Annotated in this window: 16 protein-coding genes; 7 read left to right on the forward strand and 9 right to left on the reverse strand. The window is 68.5% G+C overall.

Going from position 1 to position 21,246, the window contains the following annotated elements:
* Positions 1-18 precede the first annotated feature (18 nt).
* Entirely contained in the window at positions 19-2,493 is a 2,475-nt protein-coding gene (locus JGR64_RS02770) for an acyl-CoA dehydrogenase (RefSeq protein ID WP_199375002.1), read from the reverse strand.
* Positions 2,494-2,667: 174 nt separating this feature from the next.
* On the opposite strand from JGR64_RS02770, the gene JGR64_RS02775 reads away from it, so the two are divergent.
* From JGR64_RS02775 to JGR64_RS02790, 4 genes are all read left to right on the forward strand, one after another.
* Positions 2,668-3,249, forward strand: coding sequence for a TetR/AcrR family transcriptional regulator (locus JGR64_RS02775; protein ID WP_199375003.1), 582 nt, complete (start codon positions 2,668-2,670; stop codon positions 3,247-3,249).
* 117 nt (positions 3,250-3,366) lie between these two features.
* Positions 3,367-5,214: a phosphoenolpyruvate carboxykinase (GTP) gene (locus JGR64_RS02780; RefSeq protein WP_199375004.1), complete on the forward strand. Its 1,848-nt coding sequence runs from the start codon at positions 3,367-3,369 to the stop codon at positions 5,212-5,214.
* Positions 5,211-6,248: a hypothetical protein gene (locus tag JGR64_RS02785; RefSeq protein WP_199375005.1), complete on the forward strand. Its 1,038-nt coding sequence runs from the start codon at positions 5,211-5,213 to the stop codon at positions 6,246-6,248. Before JGR64_RS02780 ends, JGR64_RS02785 begins: the two co-directional genes overlap by 4 nt.
* 56 nt (positions 6,249-6,304) lie before the next feature.
* A complete protein-coding gene (locus tag JGR64_RS02790) occupies positions 6,305-7,879 on the forward strand; it encodes a sulfotransferase (RefSeq protein WP_234446985.1) in 1,575 nt (524 codons plus the stop codon).
* An 81-nt stretch (positions 7,880-7,960) separates the two neighbouring features.
* Here the strand turns inward: JGR64_RS02790 and JGR64_RS02795 are convergent, their stop codons facing one another.
* From JGR64_RS02795 to JGR64_RS02805, 3 genes are all read right to left on the reverse strand, one after another.
* A complete protein-coding gene (locus tag JGR64_RS02795; protein WP_199375007.1) occupies positions 7,961-10,858 on the reverse strand; it encodes a TonB-dependent receptor in 2,898 nt (965 codons plus the stop codon).
* 172 nt (positions 10,859-11,030) lie between these two features.
* A complete protein-coding gene (locus tag JGR64_RS02800; RefSeq protein ID WP_199375162.1) occupies positions 11,031-11,846 on the reverse strand; it encodes a hypothetical protein in 816 nt (271 codons plus the stop codon).
* Between the two features lie 142 nt (positions 11,847-11,988).
* Entirely contained in the window at positions 11,989-12,885 is an 897-nt protein-coding gene (locus JGR64_RS02805) for an Hsp33 family molecular chaperone HslO (RefSeq protein ID WP_199375008.1), read from the reverse strand.
* A gap of 84 nt (positions 12,886-12,969) precedes the next feature.
* Here JGR64_RS02805 and mtgA point away from each other — a divergent pair, with 84 nt between their 5' ends.
* The 3 genes from mtgA to JGR64_RS02820 are packed head-to-tail and all read left to right on the forward strand — an operon-like array spanning position 12,970 to position 15,164.
* Positions 12,970-13,722 (forward strand): monofunctional biosynthetic peptidoglycan transglycosylase, encoded by a 753-nt coding sequence (gene mtgA, locus JGR64_RS02810; protein WP_199375009.1) that lies wholly within the window; start codon positions 12,970-12,972, stop codon positions 13,720-13,722.
* A 22-nt stretch (positions 13,723-13,744) separates the two neighbouring features.
* Complete coding sequence (locus tag JGR64_RS02815) at positions 13,745-14,773, forward strand: glycosyltransferase family 2 protein (RefSeq protein WP_199375010.1); 1,029 nt, start codon at positions 13,745-13,747, stop codon at positions 14,771-14,773.
* Positions 14,733-15,164, forward strand: coding sequence for a CBS domain-containing protein (locus tag JGR64_RS02820; protein ID WP_199375011.1), 432 nt, complete (start codon positions 14,733-14,735; stop codon positions 15,162-15,164). The genes JGR64_RS02815 and JGR64_RS02820 overlap by 41 nt, the downstream gene beginning before the upstream one ends.
* 3 nt (positions 15,165-15,167) lie before the next feature.
* On the opposite strand, the gene JGR64_RS02825 is transcribed toward JGR64_RS02820, so the two are convergent.
* The 5 genes from JGR64_RS02825 to JGR64_RS02845 all read right to left on the reverse strand — a co-directional run bounded on the left by JGR64_RS02825 (position 15,168) and on the right by JGR64_RS02845 (position 21,242).
* Positions 15,168-17,144 (reverse strand): AsmA family protein, encoded by a 1,977-nt coding sequence (locus JGR64_RS02825; protein ID WP_199375012.1) that lies wholly within the window; start codon positions 17,142-17,144, stop codon positions 15,168-15,170.
* A gap of 92 nt (positions 17,145-17,236) precedes the next feature.
* On the reverse strand, positions 17,237-17,887 hold the full coding sequence (locus JGR64_RS02830) for a hemolysin III family protein (protein WP_199375013.1): 651 nt from the start codon (positions 17,885-17,887) through the stop codon (positions 17,237-17,239).
* A gap of 85 nt (positions 17,888-17,972) precedes the next feature.
* Positions 17,973-18,512 carry a hypothetical protein gene (locus JGR64_RS02835; protein ID WP_199375014.1) on the reverse strand — a complete coding sequence of 180 codons (540 nt, stop codon included), beginning with the start codon at positions 18,510-18,512 and terminating at the stop codon, positions 17,973-17,975.
* A gap of 58 nt (positions 18,513-18,570) precedes the next feature.
* Positions 18,571-20,175 carry a peptide chain release factor 3 gene (locus JGR64_RS02840; RefSeq protein WP_199375015.1) on the reverse strand — a complete coding sequence of 535 codons (1,605 nt, stop codon included), beginning with the start codon at positions 20,173-20,175 and terminating at the stop codon, positions 18,571-18,573.
* 275 nt (positions 20,176-20,450) lie between these two features.
* A complete protein-coding gene (locus JGR64_RS02845) occupies positions 20,451-21,242 on the reverse strand; it encodes a M23 family metallopeptidase (protein WP_199375016.1) in 792 nt (263 codons plus the stop codon).
* Positions 21,243-21,246: the final 4 nt, after the last annotated feature.

Raw genomic sequence — 21,246 nt, forward strand, 5'->3', positions numbered from 1 at the left:
GACGGGGCTGTTGCTGCGTCAGGCGGCTTCGCGCGATGACGCCGGCTGCGAGGCGTCGCGATAGGTCGCCGCGCGCAGCTCATGGACGTCGAAGTCGTCGACGGTGATCGCGTCGAGCGTCAGCTCGCGCAACTCCTCCAGCTGGGTGCGCTCTTCGGCACTGATCCAGCCCTCGCGCACGCCCTCGTCGAGCTGGGACGCGAAGTCCAGCGCCTCGATGCCCTTGTTCTTCAGGGCCTTGAGGAACTTGCGCTCCACCGGTTCGGCCGCGACCGCCGCCGCGAGGCTCGCATTGATGCGGCCCGCGGGGTTGTTCTCGCAGGGCGTGGTGAACACGCCGTGCGCGATGCGGTCGCGCGCCTCGTTGGGCGTCATCAGCAGCGCGGCGACGCGATGGCCGAGGCGGTCGCCGGGCGCTTCGGCGCGACGGCCGAGCGGGAAGATCAGCGCCCACATCAGCCAGCCCACCGGGCGGATCGGGAAGTTGCGCAGCGCGGCCGACAGCGCGGTCTCGATCTGGTGGATGCTGTCGTGGAAGGCCCACGCGAGCAGCGGCTGGTCGGCCACCGGCGCGCCATCGTCGTGGTAGCGCTTGAGCATCGCGCTGGTCATGTACAGGTGGCTGAGCACGTCGCCCAGGCGCCCGGACAGCGACTCCTTGAACTTGAGCTTGCCGCCCAGCATCAGCATCGAAACGTCGGCCATCAGCGCGAGGTTGGCTGAGTGGCGATCGAGCTTGCGGAAGAAACGCCGCGTGTAGTCGTCGCCCGGCGCCTTGCCGAAGCGCGCCGCGGTCACCCCGTACCACAGCGAGCGCACGGCATTGGAGATCGCGAAGCCGACATGGCCGAACAGGCTGCGGTCGAACGCGTCCAGCCCGGCCTGCACGTCGGGATCCTGAGCCGCCTTCATTTCCTTCATCACCCAAGGATGGCAGAGGATCGCGCCCTGGCCGAAGATCAACAGGCTGCGCGTCATGATGTTGGCGCCTTCCACCGTGATCGCGATCGGCGACGCCTGCCAGGAGCGGCCGGCGAAGTTGCGCGGGCCGAGGATGATGCCCTTGCCGCCGATCACGTCCATGACGTCCTTGGCAACCTGGCGGCCCATTTCGGTGCAGTGGTACTTGGCGATTGCCGACGGCACCGCGGGCACGTCGCCGCGGTCGACTGCCGCCGCCGTCGCCTGCGAGAGCGCGCTGATCGCATAGGCCTTGCCACCGATGCGTGCGAGCGCCTCCTCCACGCCCTCGAAGCGGCCGATCGACAGGCCGAACTGCTTGCGGATGCGCGCATAGGCGCCGGTGGTGATCGCGCCCATCTTGGCGCCGCCACTGGCGGTGGACGGCAGCGTGATCGAGCGGCCGATCGACAGGCACTCGCTGAGCATGCGCCAGCCCTCGCCGAAGCCGTTTTCCTCGCCGATGATCTGGCTGAGCGGCACGAACACGTCCTTGCCGCGGAGCGGGCCGTTCTGGAACGGCGAGTTGAGCGGGAAGTGGCGACGGCCGATTTCCATGCCTTCGACGTCGCGCGGCACCAGCGCCAGGGTGATGCCGATATCGCGGGTGTCGCCGAGCAGCCCGTCCGGGTCGTACATGCGGAACGCCAGGCCGATCAGCGTGGCGACCGGTGCCAGCGTGATGTAGCGCTTGTCGAAGGTGAGCCTGACGCCGAGCACCTGCGCGCCGCCCCAATCGCCCTTGCAGACGATGCCGAAATCGGGAATCGAGGTGGCGTCCGAGCCCGCGAACGGCCCGGTCAGGCCGAAGCACGGGACTTCGGTGCCGTCGGCAAGGCGCGGCAGGTAGTAATCCTTCTGCTGCTCGGTGCCGTAATGCATGAGCAGCTCGCCGGGACCGAGCGAATTGGGCACGCCGACGGTGGAGCTGACCACCGACGAGATCGAGGAGACCTTCTGGATGACCTTGTGGTGGGCGAGCGCCGAGAAGCCGAGGCCGCCGTAGGCCTTGGGAATGATCATGCCGAAGAACCTGTTGGCCTTGATGAACTGCCACAGCTCCGGCGACAGGTCGGCATCGACGTGGGTGATCTGCCAGTCGTTGGTCATCCGGCACAGCTCTTCCACCGGCCCGTCGAGGAACGCCTGCTCCTCGGCGGTCAGCTGCGGCTTCGGCTGCGACAGCAACATGTCCCACGCCGGCTTGCCCGAAAACAGTTCGCCTTCGAACCCGACCGAGCCCGACTCCAGCGCGATGCGCTCGGTCTGCGACAGCGGCGGCAGGATCCTGCGATAGAACTTCAGCGCGGGTGCCGTGATGAACGGCTTGCGGATCTGCGGCACCAGCAGCGGTACCGCGACCAGGGCCAGCAGAAGCGCTGCGATCACCGTCGCTGCGGTGCTGGCGCCGAGCAGGGCGCAGGCCACCAGTCCGGCGGCGGTGATCGCCACCCAGGTGGCGAGGCGCAGGCGGTGATAGGCGGCAATGGCGCCGGCCAGAAGCAGGACCAGGAACGGTGCGAGGATACTCATGGCGTGGGCTCCGCGAGCGCGTGGCTCGCCTGGGGTCGGGACGAGGCCAGTGTGCACCGGCCATGACGGCGCCGGAACATTGACCATACTTTGCAGTATGGACACTGCCGCGAGCGCGTGTCAACGCGTCTGCAGATACTGTTCCGCACCCGGGCGTATGGATACACTCGGAGGATGGACAGCCCCCCCGCAAAGACCGAACGCACCCGCCTCAGCGCCGATGACTGGGCGGAAGCCGCGCTCGACATGATCGCCGAGCAGGGAGTGTCCGCCGTGGCGGTCGAGCCGCTGGCGCGCCGCCTGGGCGTTACGAAAGGCAGTTTCTACTGGCATTTCCCGTCCCGCGACGCGTTGCTGCAGGCGGCACTGGAACGCTGGGAGGCGGTCGAACAGGAAGACGTGTTCGGCAAGCTCGAAGCGGTGCCTGACCCCCGCGCACGGCTGCGCGCGCTGTTCCAGCTGGTGGCGCACGAGTTCAAGTCGCACGTGGTCTACAGCGCGCTGCTGAAGTCGCTCGACCATCCCGCGGTGCAGCCGGTGATCAACCGCGTCTCCGCGCGCCGCCTGGAATACCTGACCGCGTCGTTCCGCCAGACTGGGCTCGGCCGCAACGAAGCACGCCATCGCGCACGCCTGACCTATGCGGCCTACGTCGGCTTCCTGCAGCTCAACCTGCAGTTGCAGCAGCCGCGCATGCCGCAGGACGAGTTCGAGGACTACGTGGAACACCTTGCCAGGACGCTGGTACCGGGCTGAGGTACGTATTCGCCGCGCGCGCGGTGGACGATGCGGCACTGCGGCACGCGTCACCCGCTTCCGACGGCTAAAATGCGCGGTCTTTCCAGTACTGGCGCAGCCCGGAGTCGCAAGCCAATGAACGCAGTTCCCCAGCAGGCCAAGGCGCCTATCTCAGGTTCCCGTCTGGCCGTGCTGCAGCAGTGGGTCGACGACATGGCCGCGCTCACCCGTCCCGACCGCGTGCACTGGTGCGATGGCAGCGAAGCCGAGCGCGACGCGCTGGTGGCCGGAATGCTCGCCGATGGCACCCTGCTGGAACTCGACCAGGACAGCCACCCCGGCTGCGTGCTGCACCGCTCGCACCCGGAAGACGTGGCCCGCGTGGAGCACCTCACGTTCGTCTGCCACCAGGACGAGGCCGATGCCGGCCCGAACAACCACTGGATGGCCCCGGCCGAGGCGCATGCCAAGGTCGACGCCCTGTTCGACGGCTGCATGCGCGGGCGCACGATGTACGTGGTGCCGTACTGCATGGGCCCGATCGATTCGCCGCTGGCGCGCTGCGGCGTGGAGCTCACCGACTCGCCGTACGTGGTCGTCAACATGCGGATGATGACGCGCATGGGCGCCGCCGCGCTGGCGCGCATCGAGCGCGAGGGCAGCGAGCGGGCTGCGCGTGGCGAGCAGGGCGACATCTTCGTACGCGGCCTGCACTCCACCGGCGAGCTCGACCCGGCGCGCCGCTACATCATGCATTTCCCCGAAGAGCTCGCGATCAAGTCCTACGGCTCCGGCTACGGCGGCAACGCCCTGCTCGGCAAGAAGTGCCATGCGCTGCGCATCGCCTCGCACCAGGCGCGCAACGAAGGCTGGCTGGCGGAGCACATGCTGATCGTCGGCATCGAGAATCCCGCGGGCGAAGTGCATTACATCGCCGCCGCGTTCCCCAGCGCCTGCGGCAAGACCAACCTGGCGATGCTGGTCCCGCCCGAGGCCTATCGAGAAAAAGGCTGGAAGGTGTGGACGGTCGGCGACGACATCTGCTGGATGCGGCCTGGCGAGGACGGACGGCTGTGGGCGATCAATCCCGAAGCCGGCTACTTCGGCGTGGCCCCGGGCACGTCGGAAAAGTCGAATCCCAACGCCCTGGCCAGCCTCCAGCACGACACCATTTTCACCAATGTCGCGGTCACCGCTGACAACCAGCCGTGGTGGGAGGGCCTGGACGATCGCGTGCCGGCGCTCGACTGGCAGGGGCGTCCCTACGAGCCCGCGAACGGACCGGCCGCGCACCCGAACTCACGCTTCACGGTAAGCGCGAAGCAGTGCCCGAGCTGGTCGCCGCACGCGGAGGATGCGCAGGGCGTGCCGATCAGTGCCATCGTCTTCGGCGGTCGCCGCGCCTCGCTCGTGCCGCTGGTGTTCGAGGCCCGCGACTGGGCGCATGGCGTGCTGGTCGGTGCATCGATGGGCTCCGAGACCACCGCCGCGGCCACCGGGCAGGTGGGCGTGATGCGCCGCGACCCGATGGCGATGAAGCCCTTCTGCGGCTACAACTTCGCCGACTATTTCGCGCACTGGCTGTCGTTCGACACGCCGGGTGCGAAGCTGCCGAAGGTGTTCCACGTCAACTGGTTCCGCAAGGACGCCGATGGCCGCTTCATGTGGCCGGGCTTCGGAGAGAACATGCGGGTCCTGGAGTGGATCGTCGCGCGAGTGGAAGGACGGGCCGATGCGGAAGACACGGCCATCGGTCGCTTGCCGCTGGCGCAGGGCCACGCGTTCGCGGGCGTCGGCGTCGACGCCGACACGATGCATGAGTTGCTCGCGGTCGACCGCGCCGGTTGGCGGGAGGAGATGCGAACGATCGGCGACTTCCTCGCGACGTTCGGCGAGCGCATGCCGCCGCGGCTGACTGCAGCGCACCAGGAAACCGTGTCGAGGCTGGAGCCGGCTGGCCCGCGGGGCGCGCCAGCGCCATGATCGAACCCGCTGCTCCGCAGTCCCGGCCGTCGCCGGACCTGTCGGATGCCCGCTGGTTCCCGGTCGACCTGCACGTGCCCGAGCGCAGCTTCGGGTTCCTCCCGCTGGACGTGGCGTGCCTCGAGGATGCCGTGTTCCTGGACAGTCGCATCCCTGCGCCGCTCGGCGAGGCCCTCGCCGTGCGTGCCGACACGTTGCCGCGTCCGGCTGTGGCGCCCGCGCTGGCGTGGTTGTTCCACACGTCGTTCTGTTGTTCGACCCTGCTGGCGAGGGCGCTGCATGTCCCGCCGTATTCGACGTCCCTGAAGGAGCCGCTGGTATTGCGTCGCCTGGCGGACGCCCGTCATGCGGGGTGGCCGCTGGACGGACTGCTCGAGGCATCGGTCGCACTGCTGTCGCGGCCCTGGTTCCCGGGCGCCGCGGTGGTCGTGAAACCGACACACGCCGCACTGAACGTCGCCGAAGACCTCATGGCGAGCGCGCCCGCAAGCCGCGGCATCGTGCTGACGTCGTCGCTCGAGGATTTCGTGGTCTCGAACCTCAAGAAGACCACGGAGACCCGGCTCAAGATCCCGGAGCTCGCGGAACGCGCCCTGCGTGCGGGAGGCCTGGCGTCGCGCCTGCCCGCCGCCGCGCTGCAGCCTCCCGATCTCTCGGCGGCGGCCACGCTGCAGTGGGCCGCGCAGCGCGACCTCTGCACGCGGGTCCTCGACACCCGTGGCGAACAGTTGCGGGTGCTGGATGCGTCCGCCTTCCTTGCCGACGTCGCGGGCGTCGCATTGCGCTGCAACGCATGGTTGCGGCTGGGGATACCGCCGGACCTGCTGGCGGGCCGCGTCGAACGCGTCGTGCGCCAGAATGCCAAGGCCGTGGCCCATGGCTACGGGCCGGACCGCCGCCGCCGGGATGCCGCGGCGCTGCGCCAGGCACACGAGCGGGAAGTCGGGCAGGCCTTGGACTGGTTCCAGCGCTTCGTCCGCCCTGCGCTGGCAGACGAAGCGTGGGCACTCGAGGCCCACCATCGCGCAATATAGGCGGTTGATGGCCGCTGCCAGCACGGCATCGCGCCGCCCATGACCACCTGCAGGAGATGCCCTTGATACCCGACCAGCTCTGGTTGCGCGCGGAGGCGGCTGCCGACCGCAAGGAGTTCGCTGCGGCCGAGGCGTTGTACCGCGAGGCGCTCAGTGCGCAGCCCACGCATGCCGCGTCACTGATCGGTCTGTCCACGATGCTGACGCGGCGTCGCGCACACCGGGACGCCCATGCGGCGGCGTTGCGCGCGTTCGATGCCCGGCCCGTGCAGCCGCCGCTGGTCTATGCCGTGGCGCAACGGCTGCGCTACTTCCACGAGTTCCGCCGCTTGACCGAGTGCCTGGCCTGGCCCGAATTCGCCGACGGCGCGCCTGCGGACGTACTGGCGCGCGCGGCCGTCATGCTGAGCTCCATCGGCGCCCACCAGCAGGCAAGCGATCTTGTCGAGCGCGGCCTGGAGCGCACGCCCGACAATGCGGCGCTGCTCCATGTCTGGGGGAACTTCCAGGTTTTTCGCGGTGACCCCGACGCCGCCGAACCGCACTACGAAGCGTCGCTGCGCAAGGATCCGCTGTTGTTCCAGAACGCGCTGATGCTCGCCAACATGCGGACCCAGACGCCAGAGCGCAATCATGTCCCCAGGCTGCGGCAGCAACTCTCCCAGGCGCGGCCGGGCGGCCCAGGCGAGGTCTACCTTGCCTACGCCCTGTTCAAGGAGCTGCACGACCTGAAGGACCATGCGGGCGCCTGGGCCGCGCTGCAGCGGGCCTGCCGAACGAAGCGCGGGCAGGTGAACTACAAACTGGACGACGACTCGCGGCTGGTCGCGAACCTGGAGGGGATCTGCACCCCCGCGTTCCTGGCGGAAACCAGCGCGATCGAGCAGCCTGCCGTGCCGATCTTCATCGTCGGTATGCATCGCTCGGGGACCACCCTGCTGGAACGCATGCTCGCCGGCCACCGCGACGTCGGCGATGCCGGTGAAACGTCCGCGTTCCATGCACAGATGGAACTCGCCACGGATATCGCCTCGCCTGCCGGGCCGAACGCGGACTTCGTGCGGGCCGCCGCAGGGGTCGGGTTCGATGACGTGGCGCGGGGCTATGCCGAGAGCGCGCGCTGGTTGTCGCGCGGGCGCCCATGGTTCACCGAGAAACTGCCGCAGAACTTCTTCAACGTCGGGTTCATCGCGAAGGCACTGCCACAGGCGCGGTTCCTGCATCTGGTCCGCGACCCGGTGGACACCTGCTTCTCCAACCTGCGCACCTTGTTCTCCGGCGCGGCGCTTTACTCGTATGACCAGGCGGAGCTCGCGGGCTTCTACCTGCTGTACCGCCGCATGATGGCCCACTGGCACGACGTGCTGCCCGGTCGCGTGCTCGATGTGTCCTACGACGCCCTCGTCGAACAGCCGGAGGCGATGGCCAGGCGCGTGGCCGCGCATTGTGGCCTGGTGTTCGAGCCGGCGATGGTCGACATCGAGCGCAGCACCGGCGTGGTGTCCACTCCGAGCGCGAACGTTGCCCGGCAAGGGTTCCGGCGCGACCGTGGCCGGGCATGGACGCCATATGCGCGCGAACTGCAGCCGTTGGTTGACGCACTTGCGGACGGTGGTTGCCAGAGCGCCTGAAGCGGCTGTCCCGACGACGATCCACAAAAAACTACGGCCCCGTGAGGGGCCGTAGTCGATTTCAAACCAGCGGTGAAACGATCAGAAGCGCTGGTTGTACTGCAGGTAGAAGAACCGGCCGCCGATCTCGTACTGCGGATCGAAGCTGTTGGCGAAGGCCGTGTAGGCCAGCGGCGGGGTCTTGTCGGCCAGGTTGTTCACGCCCAGGGTGATCTTGGCGTTCCACGGAGCGTTCCAGTAGACGGTCGCATCATGATAGATGCGGCTGCCGATCTGGTTCTGCGAGCCCGCCTGGTTGATGCCGTCGACGTCGGTGATGGCGTCATTGCAGAGCTCGCCAAAGCCGTAGTCGTTGTAATAGAACGGGCAATCCTCTTCCTGGCGCGAGTAGTAGCGCGTGAACAGCGTCGCGCCCATGTCGCCCATTTCCCAGCGCGTCATGAGGTTGCTGCGGATGCGCCAGTTGTTGTCGCGGTCGAAGTATTCGCCCACCACGCTGCCGCCGTCATCCTGGTCGATGTCGCCGTCGGCATCGTTGTCCGTCTTGAAGCTGGACATGTACGTGGTGTCCCACGTGAACGAGAACTTGCCCCATGCGGTTTCCGGCATGCGGTAGTTCAGCGTGAGGTCCCAGCCTTCGACTTCGGCGGCGCCGACGTTCAGGCCGCCCGACAGCAGCGTGTCGATGTTGCCGCCAGCAGAGCGGGTGTAGTTGCAGAACGCGCTGATGCCTTCCTCGATGCACTGGTCGAGGATGAACTGGCCGCTGAACGACGTGATGGTGTTCTCGAGATCGATCTTCCACCAGTCGAGCGACACGTCGAAGCCTTCGATCATGCCCGGGTTCCACACCATGCCCAGGGTCTTGGTGACCGAGGTCTCCGGCATCAGCTCGGTGTTGCCACCCACGCTGATGCGGATCTGCGTGTTGCCCTGGTCATACCCACCGACCGGGACGCCCTGCGCATGGCAGCGCGCCTGCTGTTCGGGGGTCAGCTGGTTGTACACGCCGCCGAACGTGGTCGAGCAGGGGTCCGAGATGCTCGGGAACGAATCCGAGACGCCCTGGAACAGCTCGGCGATGGACGGACCGCGGAAGCCCTGGGCCCAGTTGCCGCGGACCAGCAGGTCCTCGATCGGCTGCCACTTGAAGCCGAAGCTCGAGTTGACCGTGTCACCGAAGTTGCTGTAATCCGACACGCGCGAGGCGAGGTTGAATTCCAGCAGGTCGGCGAACGGCAGGTCGGACAGCACCGGGATCGCGAGCTCGACGTAGGCCTCGTCGACCTTGTAGGCACCATTGGTGGCGGTACGCGCGTTGCCCGTGGTGTTGCCGGAGTTGATCAGCGCGTCCGGCTGGTCGAAGCCAGACTCTTCGCGGTGCTCGAGGCCCGCAGCGATCGCGACGGTGCCGCCCTGCAGGTCGAACAGCTCCATCGAGCCGTTGACGTAGTACTGCTTCATCTTGTAGCCGAACTCGTCATGCGCGACGAAGCTCGAGAACGCGAGCATCTCCGGCGTGATCGAACCCTGCGCACCGAGGAGGTTCATCGGCACGCAACCGGCGATGACCGCGCCACCCGGGGCAGTCACGCAGACCGGAATGCCGTTGCGGAGCTCGGACGGGCCGAGCGCCTGGCGAAGAGCCGGGATGTTGAACAGGCCGTTGGTGGTGTCGTTCTGGTCGTTGCGGGCGTAGTTGAAGCCGGCATCCCAGGTGATGAACTTGCCCCAACGCTCCAGGCTGCCTTCCAGGCCGCCGTTGAAGCCGAAGGTGTCGACGTTCTGGGCGAACGAGCGGCCACCGGTCTCGTTGGCGCGACGCTGGATGCGGCTCACCGGCTCGCCGAACGGGTTGTACAGGCTGAACTCGCTGATGCTGACGGTACGCGCCTGCACGCCGGCGCCAGGGCCGGTGCCGAGGACGATCGGCATCGCGGCGAGCAGCTGCTCGGAGCGACGGTTGTTGTAGGTCGCGGTGACGAACGCCGACGTGTTGTCGGTGAGCGCCAGGCTGGCGCGACCGAAGATCGACTTGCGCTCCTGCGGCGTGACCAGGTAGTTCAGCGGGGCGAAGTTGTAGGCATCGGTACCGGCGTAGTTGCGCCAGTTGGTGCCGGACTGGCCGGGGTCGTAGGTGAACTGGCCACCGGTGCCGTTCGGACGCGTTTCCGTGACCGAGCACGCGCCGCTGATCGGGTTGATCACGCCGGTACAGATCGCGAAACGGCCGTTCGGGGTGGTCGAGCTGCCGAGCAGGTTGCCGGTCTTGTAGTAGGGCTCGGCGGATTCGGGGCGGTCGCCCGCCATCACGGGCTCTTCCTTGACGTAGCCGACGCCGAACATCGCGGTGAAGCGATCATCGGAGGTGCCGATGGTCAGGTCGTACGACTCGCGGAAGCCGTCGCCCTTGTCGTAGCCACCGAGGAACGCATTGCCTTCGGCACCCTGGAAATCGGTGCGCAGGATCAGGTTGACCACGCCGGCGATCGCGTCGGAGCCGTAGATCGACGACGCGCCGGCCTTCAGGACTTCGATGCGCTCGACCGCGGCGGTCGGAATGGTGTTGAGGTCGACCGCGCCACCCAGGCCGGTGCCGCCAACCCAGCGACGGCCGTTGACCAGCACCAGGGTGCGGGCCGAGCCGAGGTTGCGCAGGCTGACGCGGGTCTCGCCGTTGCCGCCGTTGTTGAACGTGCTGTTGAGCGCCGAGCCGTTGGCGGACAGGTTCTGGATCACGTCGCCGACCGAGGTCAGGCCCTGGGCCTGGATCTCTTCGCGGCTGAGGGTGAAGACCGGCTGCGAGGTCTCGACTTCGGTGCGCTTGATGCGCGAGCCGGTCACTTCGATGCGGTCAAGCGTTGTGGTCTGGTCGGTGGCGTCCTGGGCATATGCGATGCCAGTGCCCGCGAGGGCCGTGGCGCCCGTTGCGATCGCGAAAGTAATCGCGTCGCGGAGCCTTGTGGTCTTAAGGGTCATCTCTCTCTCTCCAAGTGAGTCTTGGGTAAATCCCATGGGAACCCCACCGGTGACGTCAAGGAGACGCCAATGCCAGCAAGGCCGGGACCGATAGTAGTCCCGACGGAGAGAAAATTAAAGTGTTGTTAAAAGCCGAGTGCTTCGTTGCAGGAAGCGTAATGAAATCAGGCGCTTAGAGATCCTGCTCGTAGCGCACATAGGGCACTGTGCCCTCGTCTTCACGCCCGTCGATGGTCGGGGTAAAGGGATTCTTGCCGCGGGTCACGAGGTTGTCCGCGCCCACGGTGAGCTGGCCGCTCCACGGCGTGCGCCAGGTGAGGCCGAGGCCGAGGCCTTCCCACTTCGGCTGGCCGGGCGTGTCGACCACGTGACCGACGATGTTGGCTCCGAAGCGGCCGAAACCGCCGCCGATGCTCAGGGTTCGCGACGTCCACTGGTCCGACAGGCCGAGGCTCGTGGCTTCGGCGGGAGTCATCAGGGTGGCCTTTGCCATGGTGCCGGCAATCGACACCACGCCCTCGCGGCCGATGTTGCGCTGTGCAAACACCGTCAGGTCGTTGACATCGATCTTGCTGGCGCCGACGCGGGTTCCGGGGCTGAGCCAGCCGGGCAGGGTGCCGGTGCCAGTGCCCGCGGTCAGGCCGACCCGGCTGTTGCCGGCATTGAACGCGGCGGTTCCACTGGCGCGACGGCTTTCACCGTCGCCAAAGCTGGCCAGCATGCAATTGTTGGCCAGGTTGCCGAGCGCGCTTGCCAGGCCGGTTTCGCGGTCGCAGAACACGCCCAGCGAGTTCCCGGCTTCGATGCCGAACGCGGCGTCCAGCGTGCTGTCGCCGAAGCGCAGCCGTGATCCCGCCTCGTTGTTGGTGGGCTCGAGCAGCAACACCGCCTCGACCTTGCCGCTGGACTGGTTCCAGACCGGAAGCACCGCCTGGTCGCGCTTGGACGACTGGGCATGCGCGCCAGCCGCCACGCCGAAGGCGAGCAGCAGGGACAGCGACAGTTGTGCAATGCGCAGCTTCATGGCCCGCTTTCGACCCCTAATTCCGGGCGGAAGTTCCCTGCCCGTTCAAGCCGGACTCTAGTGGATTTATGTTTCCTTAACAATCCCCTGAATACCGCGCCACGTCTCATTGCAGACGGGGCGGGGCATCCATTGGGCGCCTGTCTTCCGTGAAGATCGCGTGTATTCCGGCCGTGTCAAACGTATAGGCCTGGCCACAGAACTCGCAACGCACCGAGGCGACGCCATCGGCCAACGCGGCTTCGGCTTCGACCCGCCCGAGGGAGGCGAGCATGGCCTCCACCCGCCCGCGCGAGCATGAGCAGGCGAACTCCAACGGCCTGCCACCCACGATCTGCGGATCTTCCTCGTGGAACAGGCGGTGCAGGAGCTCGGCGACGCCGGTCTCGAGGAGTTCCCCGGCGCGCAGGGTGGCGAAAAGTGCGCTGGCCCGGTCCCAGCCGTCGACGTCGGCGACGCTGTCGCCCGGCAGCTTCTGCAGCATGAGTCCCACGGCGGCGTCACTGTCGGCGGCCAGCAGGAGACGCGTCGGCAACTGCTCGGACTGCACGAAGTACGCCTCGAAGGCGGCCGAGAGGTCGGCCGCATCCAGAGACACCAGGCTCTGGTAGCGCACCGGCTCGCGGTCGCCGATACCCGGGTTCTCGATGGTGATCGCCAGGAGCGCGTCCTCGCCGATGGCATGCAGGCCGGCGATGTCACCCGCGCCGTCAGCCACGCGGGCGATCCCGCGCAGCGTGCCGGCGGCAGTGCACTCGGCGAACAGCGTGCGCAGCCCGGCGGTGCCGCGCAGCTGCACGGAAAGCCGCCCGTCGACCTTGGTGTGCCCGGTGAACAGCGCCGAGGCCGCGGCGGATTCGCCCAGCATGGCGCGCACCATCGGTGGGTAGTCGTCGCTCGAGGCGATCGACTGCCAGGTGGCATCGAGGTGCACGTGCACGCCGCGCACGCCGGCGCGCGGCAGGAGGAAACGGGTGAGATGGTCGCGGTCTGGATGGGTCATGGGGGTTCCGGTGCATTGCCGGGCGTGGTCGGGGGCGGATAATCGCCGGTTCCGGCCCGCTGCGGGAGACCGGGGGAGATGGGGATGATCGCTTCGCGTGACAAGGACAGGCTGTCACCGCCACCGACGGAGCCGGCGCGGCGCCGCAGCCGCTGGCACTGGCTGTGGAAGTTGCCGCTCCTGCTGGTCGTGCTCAGCGTCGTGCAGGTGCTGGCGCTGCGCTTCGTCGATCCGCCGTTCACGGCGTTCATGGCGATCCGCCAGTTCGACGCGTTGCGCGCGGGCGACACCGGCTTCCGCATCGCCTACGACTGGCGCGACCTCGAGCAGCTCGCGCCGACGCTGCCGCTGGCGCTGGTCGCCGCCGAGGACCAGAACTTCCTCGCCCACCGCGGCTTCGACCTCAAGGCCATCGAGCAGGCGCGCGCGCACAACGCCCGCGGCGGGCGCACGCGCGGTGCCAGCACCATCAGCCAGCAGCTGGCCAAGAACCTGTTCCTGTGGAGCGGGCGCAGTTGGGTGCGCAAGGGCGCCGAGGCCTGGTACACGCTGCTGATCGAGGCCCTCTGGCCCAAGCGCCGGATCATCGAGGTGTACGCCAACGTCGCCGAGTTCGGCGACGGCATCTACGGCGCGCAGGCGGCGGCGCGCAGCTACTGGGGCAAGGATGCGGCTCGCCTCGGGCCGTCGGAGAGCGCGCGGCTGGCGGCCGTGCTGCCCAGCCCGAAGCGCTACAGCGCGCACCGGCCGGGACCCTACGTGCAGCGTCGCGCACGCTGGATCGAACGCAACATGCGCAACCTCGATGGCCCGGCGTGGCGCGAGGCGCTGAAGTAAGCCCGCGCGTTACGATGCCGCCATGGAACCCGATCGCCTGACCGTGGTGGTGGCCGCCTTCAACGAGGCGGAGCCGCTGCCTGTGCTGCACCGCCGCCTGGCCGTGGTGCTGGACGCGCTGCCCGCGACCAGCGGCGTCGAGGGTCGCGTGCTGTATGTCGACGACGGCAGCAGCGACGGCACCTGGCAGGTGATGCAGGCGCTGGCGGCCGCCGATGCGCGGGTGTCGCTGCTGCGCCTGTCGCGCAATTTCGGCAAGGAGGCGGCGTTGACCGCGGGCCTGGACCGGGTGACGCAGGGTGCCGCGCTCATCCTCGACGCCGATGGCCAGGATCCGCCTGAGCTGATCCCCGAGTTCGTCGCGCGCTGGCGCGAGGGCTACGACGATGTCCACGGCACGCGCCTGGCGCGCGAGGGCGAAGGCTGGATCAAGCGCGGGTCGGCGCATGCGTTCTATCGCGTGATGCAGCACCTGTCGAAGACGCCGGTGCCGGCCGACACCGGCGACTTCCGCCTGCTGTCGCCGCGGGCGCTCGCTGCCCTGCGTGAACTGCGTGAGCGCCACCGCTTCATGAAGGGCCTGTTCGGCTGGATCGGCTTCAACCGCATCAGCGTGCCGTACCTGCGCGACGCGCGGCTGTCGGGCAAGAGCAAGTTCAACCTGTGGCAGCTTTGGAACTTCGCGCTGGAGGGCATCACCAGCTTCTCCACCGCGCCGTTGCGGTTGGCGACCTACCTTGGCGTGGCCACCGCGCTGGTCGCCTTTTCCTATGGCCTGTGGATCATCATCAAGGCGTTGTTGTGGAGTGACCCGGTCGCAGGCTGGCCGACGATGATGGCGATCATCCTGTTCCTGGGTGGGGTGCAGCTGGTGGCGCTGGGGCTGATCGGTGAATACCTGGGCCGGCTTTACGAAGAGTCCAAGCAGCGTCCGCTGTACCTGGTCGACGCCTGGCATCCGGCGGGCGGGGTATGCTCGGGCGTGCCATCCAACATCGAGGGAAGCCGCCATGCGCACGGTGAGGCATCTGCTGGAGTCCAAGGCACCTGAAGTCCACGCCATCGGCCCGGACGCGCCGGTGATCGATGCGATCCGCCTGATGTCGGAAAAGAGCATCGGCGCGCTGCTGGTGCTCGGCAACGGTGGCAGGCTGGTCGGGATCCTCTCGGAGCGCGACTACGCACGCAAGGTGGTGCTGGCCGGGCGCTCGTCGAAGGACACGCCTGTGCGCGACATCATGACCGCCGACGTGGTGACCGTCGGCCTCGGAGACGACGCCTCGGCGTGCATGCGCATGGTCACCGAGCGCCGCATCCGCCACCTGCCGGTGGTCGATGGCGACGCGGTGCTGGGCGTGGTGTCGATCGGCGACCTGGTGAAGGCGGTGATCGAGGAACAACAGGAAGAACTCGACCAGTTGCAGCGCTACATCACGTCCTGACGGCTACTTCGCGTAGTCGCCGCCGCAGCCGCTGTCCTCGCCGCCGCCGAGTTCCAGCGTCGCCAGCAATGCCGCCGGCGGCGCGATGCTGCCGAGCGCCAGGGCGATGGCACCGCGCAGCCCGAGCCGGCCCATGTCGGGGCGGAATCGGGGGTCGCGGAACGTGCCGTCGAGCACCAGCGGCGAGCGCAGCGACAGGATGCTGCGATCCTTGGGCCGTGGCTTCAGCAGCAGGTCCAGGCGCTCATCGCCGAGGTCGATGGTGCCTTCGCCGATGATGATCGTGTCGCTGGTGTCGAACGCCAGCGCGCGCGACGTCATCAATCCGTCCTTGACGCCGAAGTCACCGAACGCGCAGCGGATGGCGACCTTGCGGTCCTTGCCGATCAGGAACTTCAGCGCCTCGTAGATGTCGATGCCCGCCAGTTCCATCAGCAGGTTGCTTATCTGGCCGCGGCCCATGCCGAGTGCGATGTCGCCGTCGGCGGAGCCGAGCATCTTCGCGATGGAATTGCCGTTGCCGGCGATGTTGATGTTGCCGCCGACGCGACCCACGGCGTCGCGGGTAAGTGCGACCTTTGGGAACAGCTTCGCCAGGTCCAGGCGCCGCGCCTGGATGTCCGCGTCGGTGCGGATGACATCCTTGCGCGCGTCCATGCGGATCGTCGAGCGGATGGTGCCGTCGGCCACGCCGAAATCGAGCGGGTCCAGTCGCAGCAGGCCCGCCTGCAGCTTGATGTGCGCGTCCATGTCATCGAGCGGCCAGCCCGGTGCCTCGATGTGCGCGGCCTTCCAGCGCACGTCGGCGTCCATCGCCCGCAACTTGTGCAGTTCGTAGGGAGTGTCCGGCAGCAGGCGCCCGCTCGCCGCCTGCCTTGCGGCCTGCGCCTTGAGCTCGGGGTTGCTGGTCTCGTCGCCGCCGGACTGCGGTGCAGCGCCGACAAAGCCCGCGAGGTCATCGAAATCCAGGCGCGCGGAATGCAGGTTGCCGCGCAACATGAGCCGCTCTCCGCCGGTCGTGACGCTGGCCGAGCCGGCCAGGTCGCTGTCGCCGACCTTGCCGGTGAAATCGTCGTAGTTCCAGGTGGCGCCATCGCGGGTGAAGCGGCCGTCGAGCGAATACGGCGCGGTGGGCGGCAGGGCCACGCCGATCAGCGGATAGAGGTCGTCCAGGTTGCGACCGGACAGCGCCATGCGCAGGTCGAAGTCGGCCAGCCGGATGGGGTCCGTCACCGTGCCGCGTGCGTGGGCACGGGTGGGGCCCGCCGAGGCGCGCAGGTCGATGGCGTAGGGGCGCTCGCTCGCCTGCAAGGCCAGCGGCGACGCCGCGGCACCCGACAGGGTGAATGCTTCGCCGCGCCAGTGGCCGCTGCCCTTGACGGTGATCGGCGGTGCGGTGGTGGTGTCCTTGGGCGCGCGGCTGGCCACCGCGAGATCGATGTCGGTGCCCCCGGCGGCATCGATGAAGCGCAGGCGGCCGTCATCCACCCACAGGCGCTCGAACACCGGGCCCGGCCCATCGCCATCCATGCCGGGGAACACCCAGTTGCCGCCCGCGTCGCCCTTCTCCAGCAGCAGGTCGGGCCGCGAAAGGCGCAGTTCGGGAATGCGCGCCTGGCGCCCGGGCAGCAGCGTGAACGGGCGCACGTGCAGTTCAAGCTGGTCGGCGCTGGCCATCATCGGTTCGTCCGACCAGTCGGCGTTGCCTAGCCGCAGCTTGCCGGCGCGGACCACCGTGATGCGCCCGAGATCGACATCGAGGTCGCCACCGATGTCGAAGCTGCGACCGGTCTTCGCGGAGACGATCCGCTCCACCGGTCCCTTGAACCAGTTCCAGTCCCAGAGCAGCACCAGGACCACGATCGCCACCGCAAGTGCGGTGGCAGCGCTCCTCCACGGGTGCGCGATGACCGCGTCGAGCGCACGCGGCCGTGGCGCCCGCGGGGGCGACGCGGCAGGTGGCGGGGTTTCAGGAGGCATGCGCGGCCCGGTTGCGGTCAGGCCGCCACCTTCCGCCGAGGAACATCAAACGGGAGTGAATCTCCCACTGCCGGTGCACACGGCCTTCATGTTCAGGCGACCGGAACCGCCACCTGGGCCATGACCGCGATGTAATGGCAGGCGCTCCCGGTGACGCAGAACATGTGCCAGATCGCGTGCGAGTAAGGCAGCGACTCGCGGTGGTAGAACAACGTTCCCAGCGTGTAGGCCACGCCCCCGGCCACCAGCCAGGCGAAGGTCCACGTGTCCAGCGCCGCCAGCACCGGCTTGATCGCGACCAGCACCATCCAGCCCATGGCCACGTAGACGAGCGTGGACAGGCGCTTGAAACGCCCGGTGTAGAACAGCTTGAACACCACGCCGGCCAGTGCCAGCGTCCAGATCGCGGCGAACATCCACCATCCCAGCGGCCCGCGCAGGCCGATCAGGGTGAACGGTGTGTAGGTCCCGGCGATCAGCAGGTAGATCGCGCAGTGGTCGAACACCTTGAGCCGACCCTTCAGCACCGGATCGCGGAACGCGTGGTAGAGGGTCGACGCGACGTAGAGCAGCAGCAGCGAAGTGCCGAAGACGATGGCGGCGCCGAGCTGCCAACCGTCGCCACGCATCGCCGCCAGCGTCACCAGCACCGCACCACCGGCGAGCGCCGCCGAGGCGCCGAGGCCGTGGGTCAGCGCACTGGCCAGTTCTTCGCGCTTCTGGCGCAGGCTCATCGTGTTCAACGCGGCCTCCGGGGGACAGGTCCGAGGGGTGATGATGACATGCACATGCCTGCACGCCGCCTCCCACCAGACGCGGCGTGGCGGCTCAGGCGGTGCTGGACGCCTCGCCGCAGCGGCGGATCGCGTCTTCGCCCTTGCCGGGGTCGAATTCCACCACGCCACCGATCCTGCGCAGTCCCTGGCCTTGCCCCACGTAGACCTCGCCGCCGTGCTCGGCACTGGCTTCGGGCGAAAGCGCGAGGGTCGCGACCTTGTCGACGCCCAGGGTCACGCTGGCCAGGCCTGCGGCATAGCGGACGCGCAGGTCGCTGCCGTCGGCGCACAGGTAGGTGACCTCGGTGTCGTCCGGCAGCGGTGGAGTGGGGGTCGTGCGCGCGGGCAGGGGAATGGACTGCGGAACGCCGCTCAGCACGTCGTCGTCTCCCGCGGCCGGCGGGGTGGCGGCCGCGTCGCCTGGGGCACCGCCTGCATTCGGGCCCGCGACCTCGCCCGGCGAGTCCGGCGCGTCGGCGGCGGCCACCTGCTTGTCGTCGTCCCCGGTGGAACGCGGGCCGCAGGCCGCAAGCACGCACATCAGGGTGATGGCGACCGCGAGCACGGTCGGGTGGGCAGTGCGAGGTGTCATGGCGGGCGACCGTGGCGGCGAGGCCACGATCTTAATCCCCCGCCATGTCGCGTGCCTGTCAGCCGTCGGTGCGGGCCGTGGCGTGTTCGCGCGTGGCGAGCAGTTCGACCCCGGGCCAGCGCTCGGTGGTGAGCTGCAGGTTGATCCGCGTGGGCGCCAGGTAAACCAGTTCGCCGGCGCCGTCGATGGCGAGGTTGGTGGCGTTCTTCTCGCGGAATTCCTCGAGCTTCTTTGCGTCCTTGCAGCGCACCCAGCGCGCCGTGGCCACGCCGACCGGCTCGAACATCGCGTCGACGCCGTACTCGTCCTTCAGCCGGTACGCGACCACGTCGAACTGCAGCACGCCGACCGCGCCCAGCACCATGTCGTTGGACATCATCGGCTTGAAGAACTGCGTGGCGCCTTCCTCCGACAGCTGCGCCAGGCCCTTCTGCAGCTGCTTGAGCTTGAGCGGGTCGCGCAGGCGCGCGCGGCGGAACAGCTCCGGCGCGAAGTTGGGGATGCCGGTGAACGCGAGCTGCTCGCCTTCGGTGAAGGTGTCGCCGATCGAGATCGTGCCGTGGTTGTGGATGCCGATCACGTCGCCCGGCCAGGCCTCGGCGGCGATCTCGCGGTCGCTGGCGAGGAACGTCAGCGCGTTGGCGAGCTTGAGTTCCTTGCCGGTGCGCGCCTGGAACACCTTCATGCCGGCTTCGAAGCGGCCCGAGCACACGCGCATGAACGCCACGCGGTCGCGGTGCAGCGGATCCATGTTGGCCTGGATCTTGAACACGAAGCCGGTGAGTTTGGGTTCGGATGGCGCGACCGGGCGCGTCGTGGTGGGCTGCGGCTGCGGCGACGGCGCGTGCTTGATGAAGAAATCCAGCAGCGGCTGCACGCCGAAGTTGTTCACGCCGGAGCCGAAGAACACCGGGGTCTGCCGGCCGGCGCGGTATTCCTGGAGGTCGAAGGCATGGCTGGCGCCCTGCACCAGCTCCAGCTCGTCCCGCACATGCGCCAGCATGTCCGCGCCGATGCGCTCGGCGAGCCCCGGTGCATCGAGCGAGGAGTAGATGGTGGAATCCTGGCGGGTGAAGTTGCGGCCCTGCTCGTACAGGTGCACTTCGCCGGTGATCAGGTGCACCACGCCCTTCAGGCGCTTGCCCATGCCGATCGGCCAGGTCACCGGCGCGCACTGGATGCCGAGCACGGTCTCGACCTCGTCCAGCAGGTCGATCGGGTCCTTGCCTTCGCGGTCGAGCTTGTTGATGAAGGTCATGATCGGCGTGTCGCGCATGCGGCACACCTCCATCAGCTTGATGGTGCGTTCCTCCACGCCCTTGGCGACGTCGATCACCATCAGCGCGCTGTCCACTGCGGTCAGCACGCGGTAGGTGTCCTCGCCGAAGTCGGCGTGGCCGGGGGTGTCGAGCAGGTTGATGACGCAGCCCTCATAGGGGAACTGCATCACCGAGCTGGTCACCGAGATGCCGCGCTCCTTCTCCAGCGCCATCCAGTCGGACGTCGCATGGCGGGTGGTCTTGCGTGACTTCACCGAGCCGGCCATCTGGATGGCGCCGCCGAACAGCAGCAGCTTCTCGGTGAGCGTGGTCTTGCCGGCGTCGGGGTGCGAGATGATCGCGAACGTGCGGCGGCGGGCGGCTTCGGTGGAAACGTCAGGCATGGCGATACGCGCCGCGCTGGCGCCGGGAGTGTGCGGGAAGCCGGCGATTATACGGTGCGGTGGCTGTGCGCGCGGGGGCGCCGGGTGCCAAGGCCCTTGAGTGCTCATGTCCCCCGGCGATGGCCTGCGGCCATCACCTCCTCCTTGACTTCGCTCTCAAGGGCCTTGGCACCCGGTACGCCGCACTGCGCGGTGGTTTGAGGAGCAAAGCCACAGCCCGCGATCTGGCGCACGGTCGCGGTACCGGCCACCGCGGGCCCTCAAGGTCCGGCCTTTCAGTCGCCGGCGGCAGCCTCGGTGAAGCGGAGGATGCCGCCCGGGCCGAACATGCGGAACGGCAGCGACACCAGACGCATGCCGCGGTTGGCCTGGACCACGAAGTGCAGGTGAGGGCCGCCGCTGTAGCCGGTATTGCCGGAGCGGCCGATGCGCTGGCCACGGCGGACCCGTTCGCCCGGCCGGACCTCCGTACCGTCGGCGGCGAGGTGCGCGTACACGGCCATCGTGCCGTCGTCGTGGAGGATGCGGATGAAGTTGGCACGCGCCATGTCCTCCGGGCGGTCGAGTCCGCCTTCGGCGAATCCACCTTCGAGCTGCATCACCACGCCCTCGCGTGCGGCGAGCACCGGGGTACCGACGGGCGTCGCGAAGTCGACAGCGTGCCGATTCTCGTCGTCGGCGTGGCTGAAGCGACCGCCCCAGGCCTGTTCGATGCGCAGCGATGCGGTCGCCAGCGGCCAGGCGTACTCGATGTCGCGCACCTGCGCCGCCGGATGGCCGGGCACCGCCTCCAGGCGCAGGCGCGCATCGGCGGCGGCCACGCGGGCCACCAGCACGCGGCCGCGGGCGGGCACGGTCGCGCGCGCCGGCAGGGCAGGTCGGGCCGCGGGTGCAGGCCCGCCGTCGACACGCAGCACCACCTCGATCGGGCCCGCGAGCAGGTTCTCGGCCCAGGCTTCGTGGCCGGCGCCGCGATCCTCGATGACCAGGCGGGCCAGCGCTGCCGGCGTCTGGGGCGATGCGCTGGCGGTCGCCAGCAGCAGCAGGCAGGCGGCGAACGCGCGCATCGTG

This window comes from Luteimonas sp. MC1572, from assembly GCF_016615815.1.
In the GTDB taxonomy this organism is placed as follows: Bacteria; Pseudomonadota; Gammaproteobacteria; order Xanthomonadales; family Xanthomonadaceae; genus Luteimonas.

What these genes read in the sequence shown, in the direction of transcription:
- JGR64_RS02770 (WP_199375002.1), bottom strand. Translation starts at nt 2,493, where the DNA reads ATGAGTATCCTCGCACCGTTCCTGGTCCTGCTTCTGGCCGGCGCCATT.
- JGR64_RS02775 (WP_199375003.1), top strand. Translation starts at nt 2,668, where the DNA reads ATGGACAGCCCCCCCGCAAAGACCGAACGCACCCGCCTCAGCGCCGAT.
- JGR64_RS02780 (WP_199375004.1), top strand. Translation starts at nt 3,367, where the DNA reads ATGAACGCAGTTCCCCAGCAGGCCAAGGCGCCTATCTCAGGTTCCCGT.
- JGR64_RS02785 (WP_199375005.1), top strand. Translation starts at nt 5,211, where the DNA reads ATGATCGAACCCGCTGCTCCGCAGTCCCGGCCGTCGCCGGACCTGTCG.
- JGR64_RS02790 (WP_234446985.1), top strand. Translation starts at nt 6,305, where the DNA reads ATGCCCTTGATACCCGACCAGCTCTGGTTGCGCGCGGAGGCGGCTGCC.
- JGR64_RS02795 (WP_199375007.1), bottom strand. Translation starts at nt 10,858, where the DNA reads ATGACCCTTAAGACCACAAGGCTCCGCGACGCGATTACTTTCGCGATC.
- JGR64_RS02805 (WP_199375008.1), bottom strand. Translation starts at nt 12,885, where the DNA reads ATGACCCATCCAGACCGCGACCATCTCACCCGTTTCCTCCTGCCGCGC.
- mtgA (WP_199375009.1), top strand. Translation starts at nt 12,970, where the DNA reads ATGATCGCTTCGCGTGACAAGGACAGGCTGTCACCGCCACCGACGGAG.
- JGR64_RS02815 (WP_199375010.1), top strand. Translation starts at nt 13,745, where the DNA reads ATGGAACCCGATCGCCTGACCGTGGTGGTGGCCGCCTTCAACGAGGCG.
- JGR64_RS02820 (WP_199375011.1), top strand. Translation starts at nt 14,733, where the DNA reads ATGCGCACGGTGAGGCATCTGCTGGAGTCCAAGGCACCTGAAGTCCAC.
- JGR64_RS02825 (WP_199375012.1), bottom strand. Translation starts at nt 17,144, where the DNA reads ATGCCTCCTGAAACCCCGCCACCTGCCGCGTCGCCCCCGCGGGCGCCA.
- JGR64_RS02835 (WP_199375014.1), bottom strand. Translation starts at nt 18,512, where the DNA reads ATGACACCTCGCACTGCCCACCCGACCGTGCTCGCGGTCGCCATCACC.
- JGR64_RS02840 (WP_199375015.1), bottom strand. Translation starts at nt 20,175, where the DNA reads ATGCCTGACGTTTCCACCGAAGCCGCCCGCCGCCGCACGTTCGCGATC.
- JGR64_RS02845 (WP_199375016.1), bottom strand. Translation starts at nt 21,242, where the DNA reads ATGCGCGCGTTCGCCGCCTGCCTGCTGCTGCTGGCGACCGCCAGCGCA.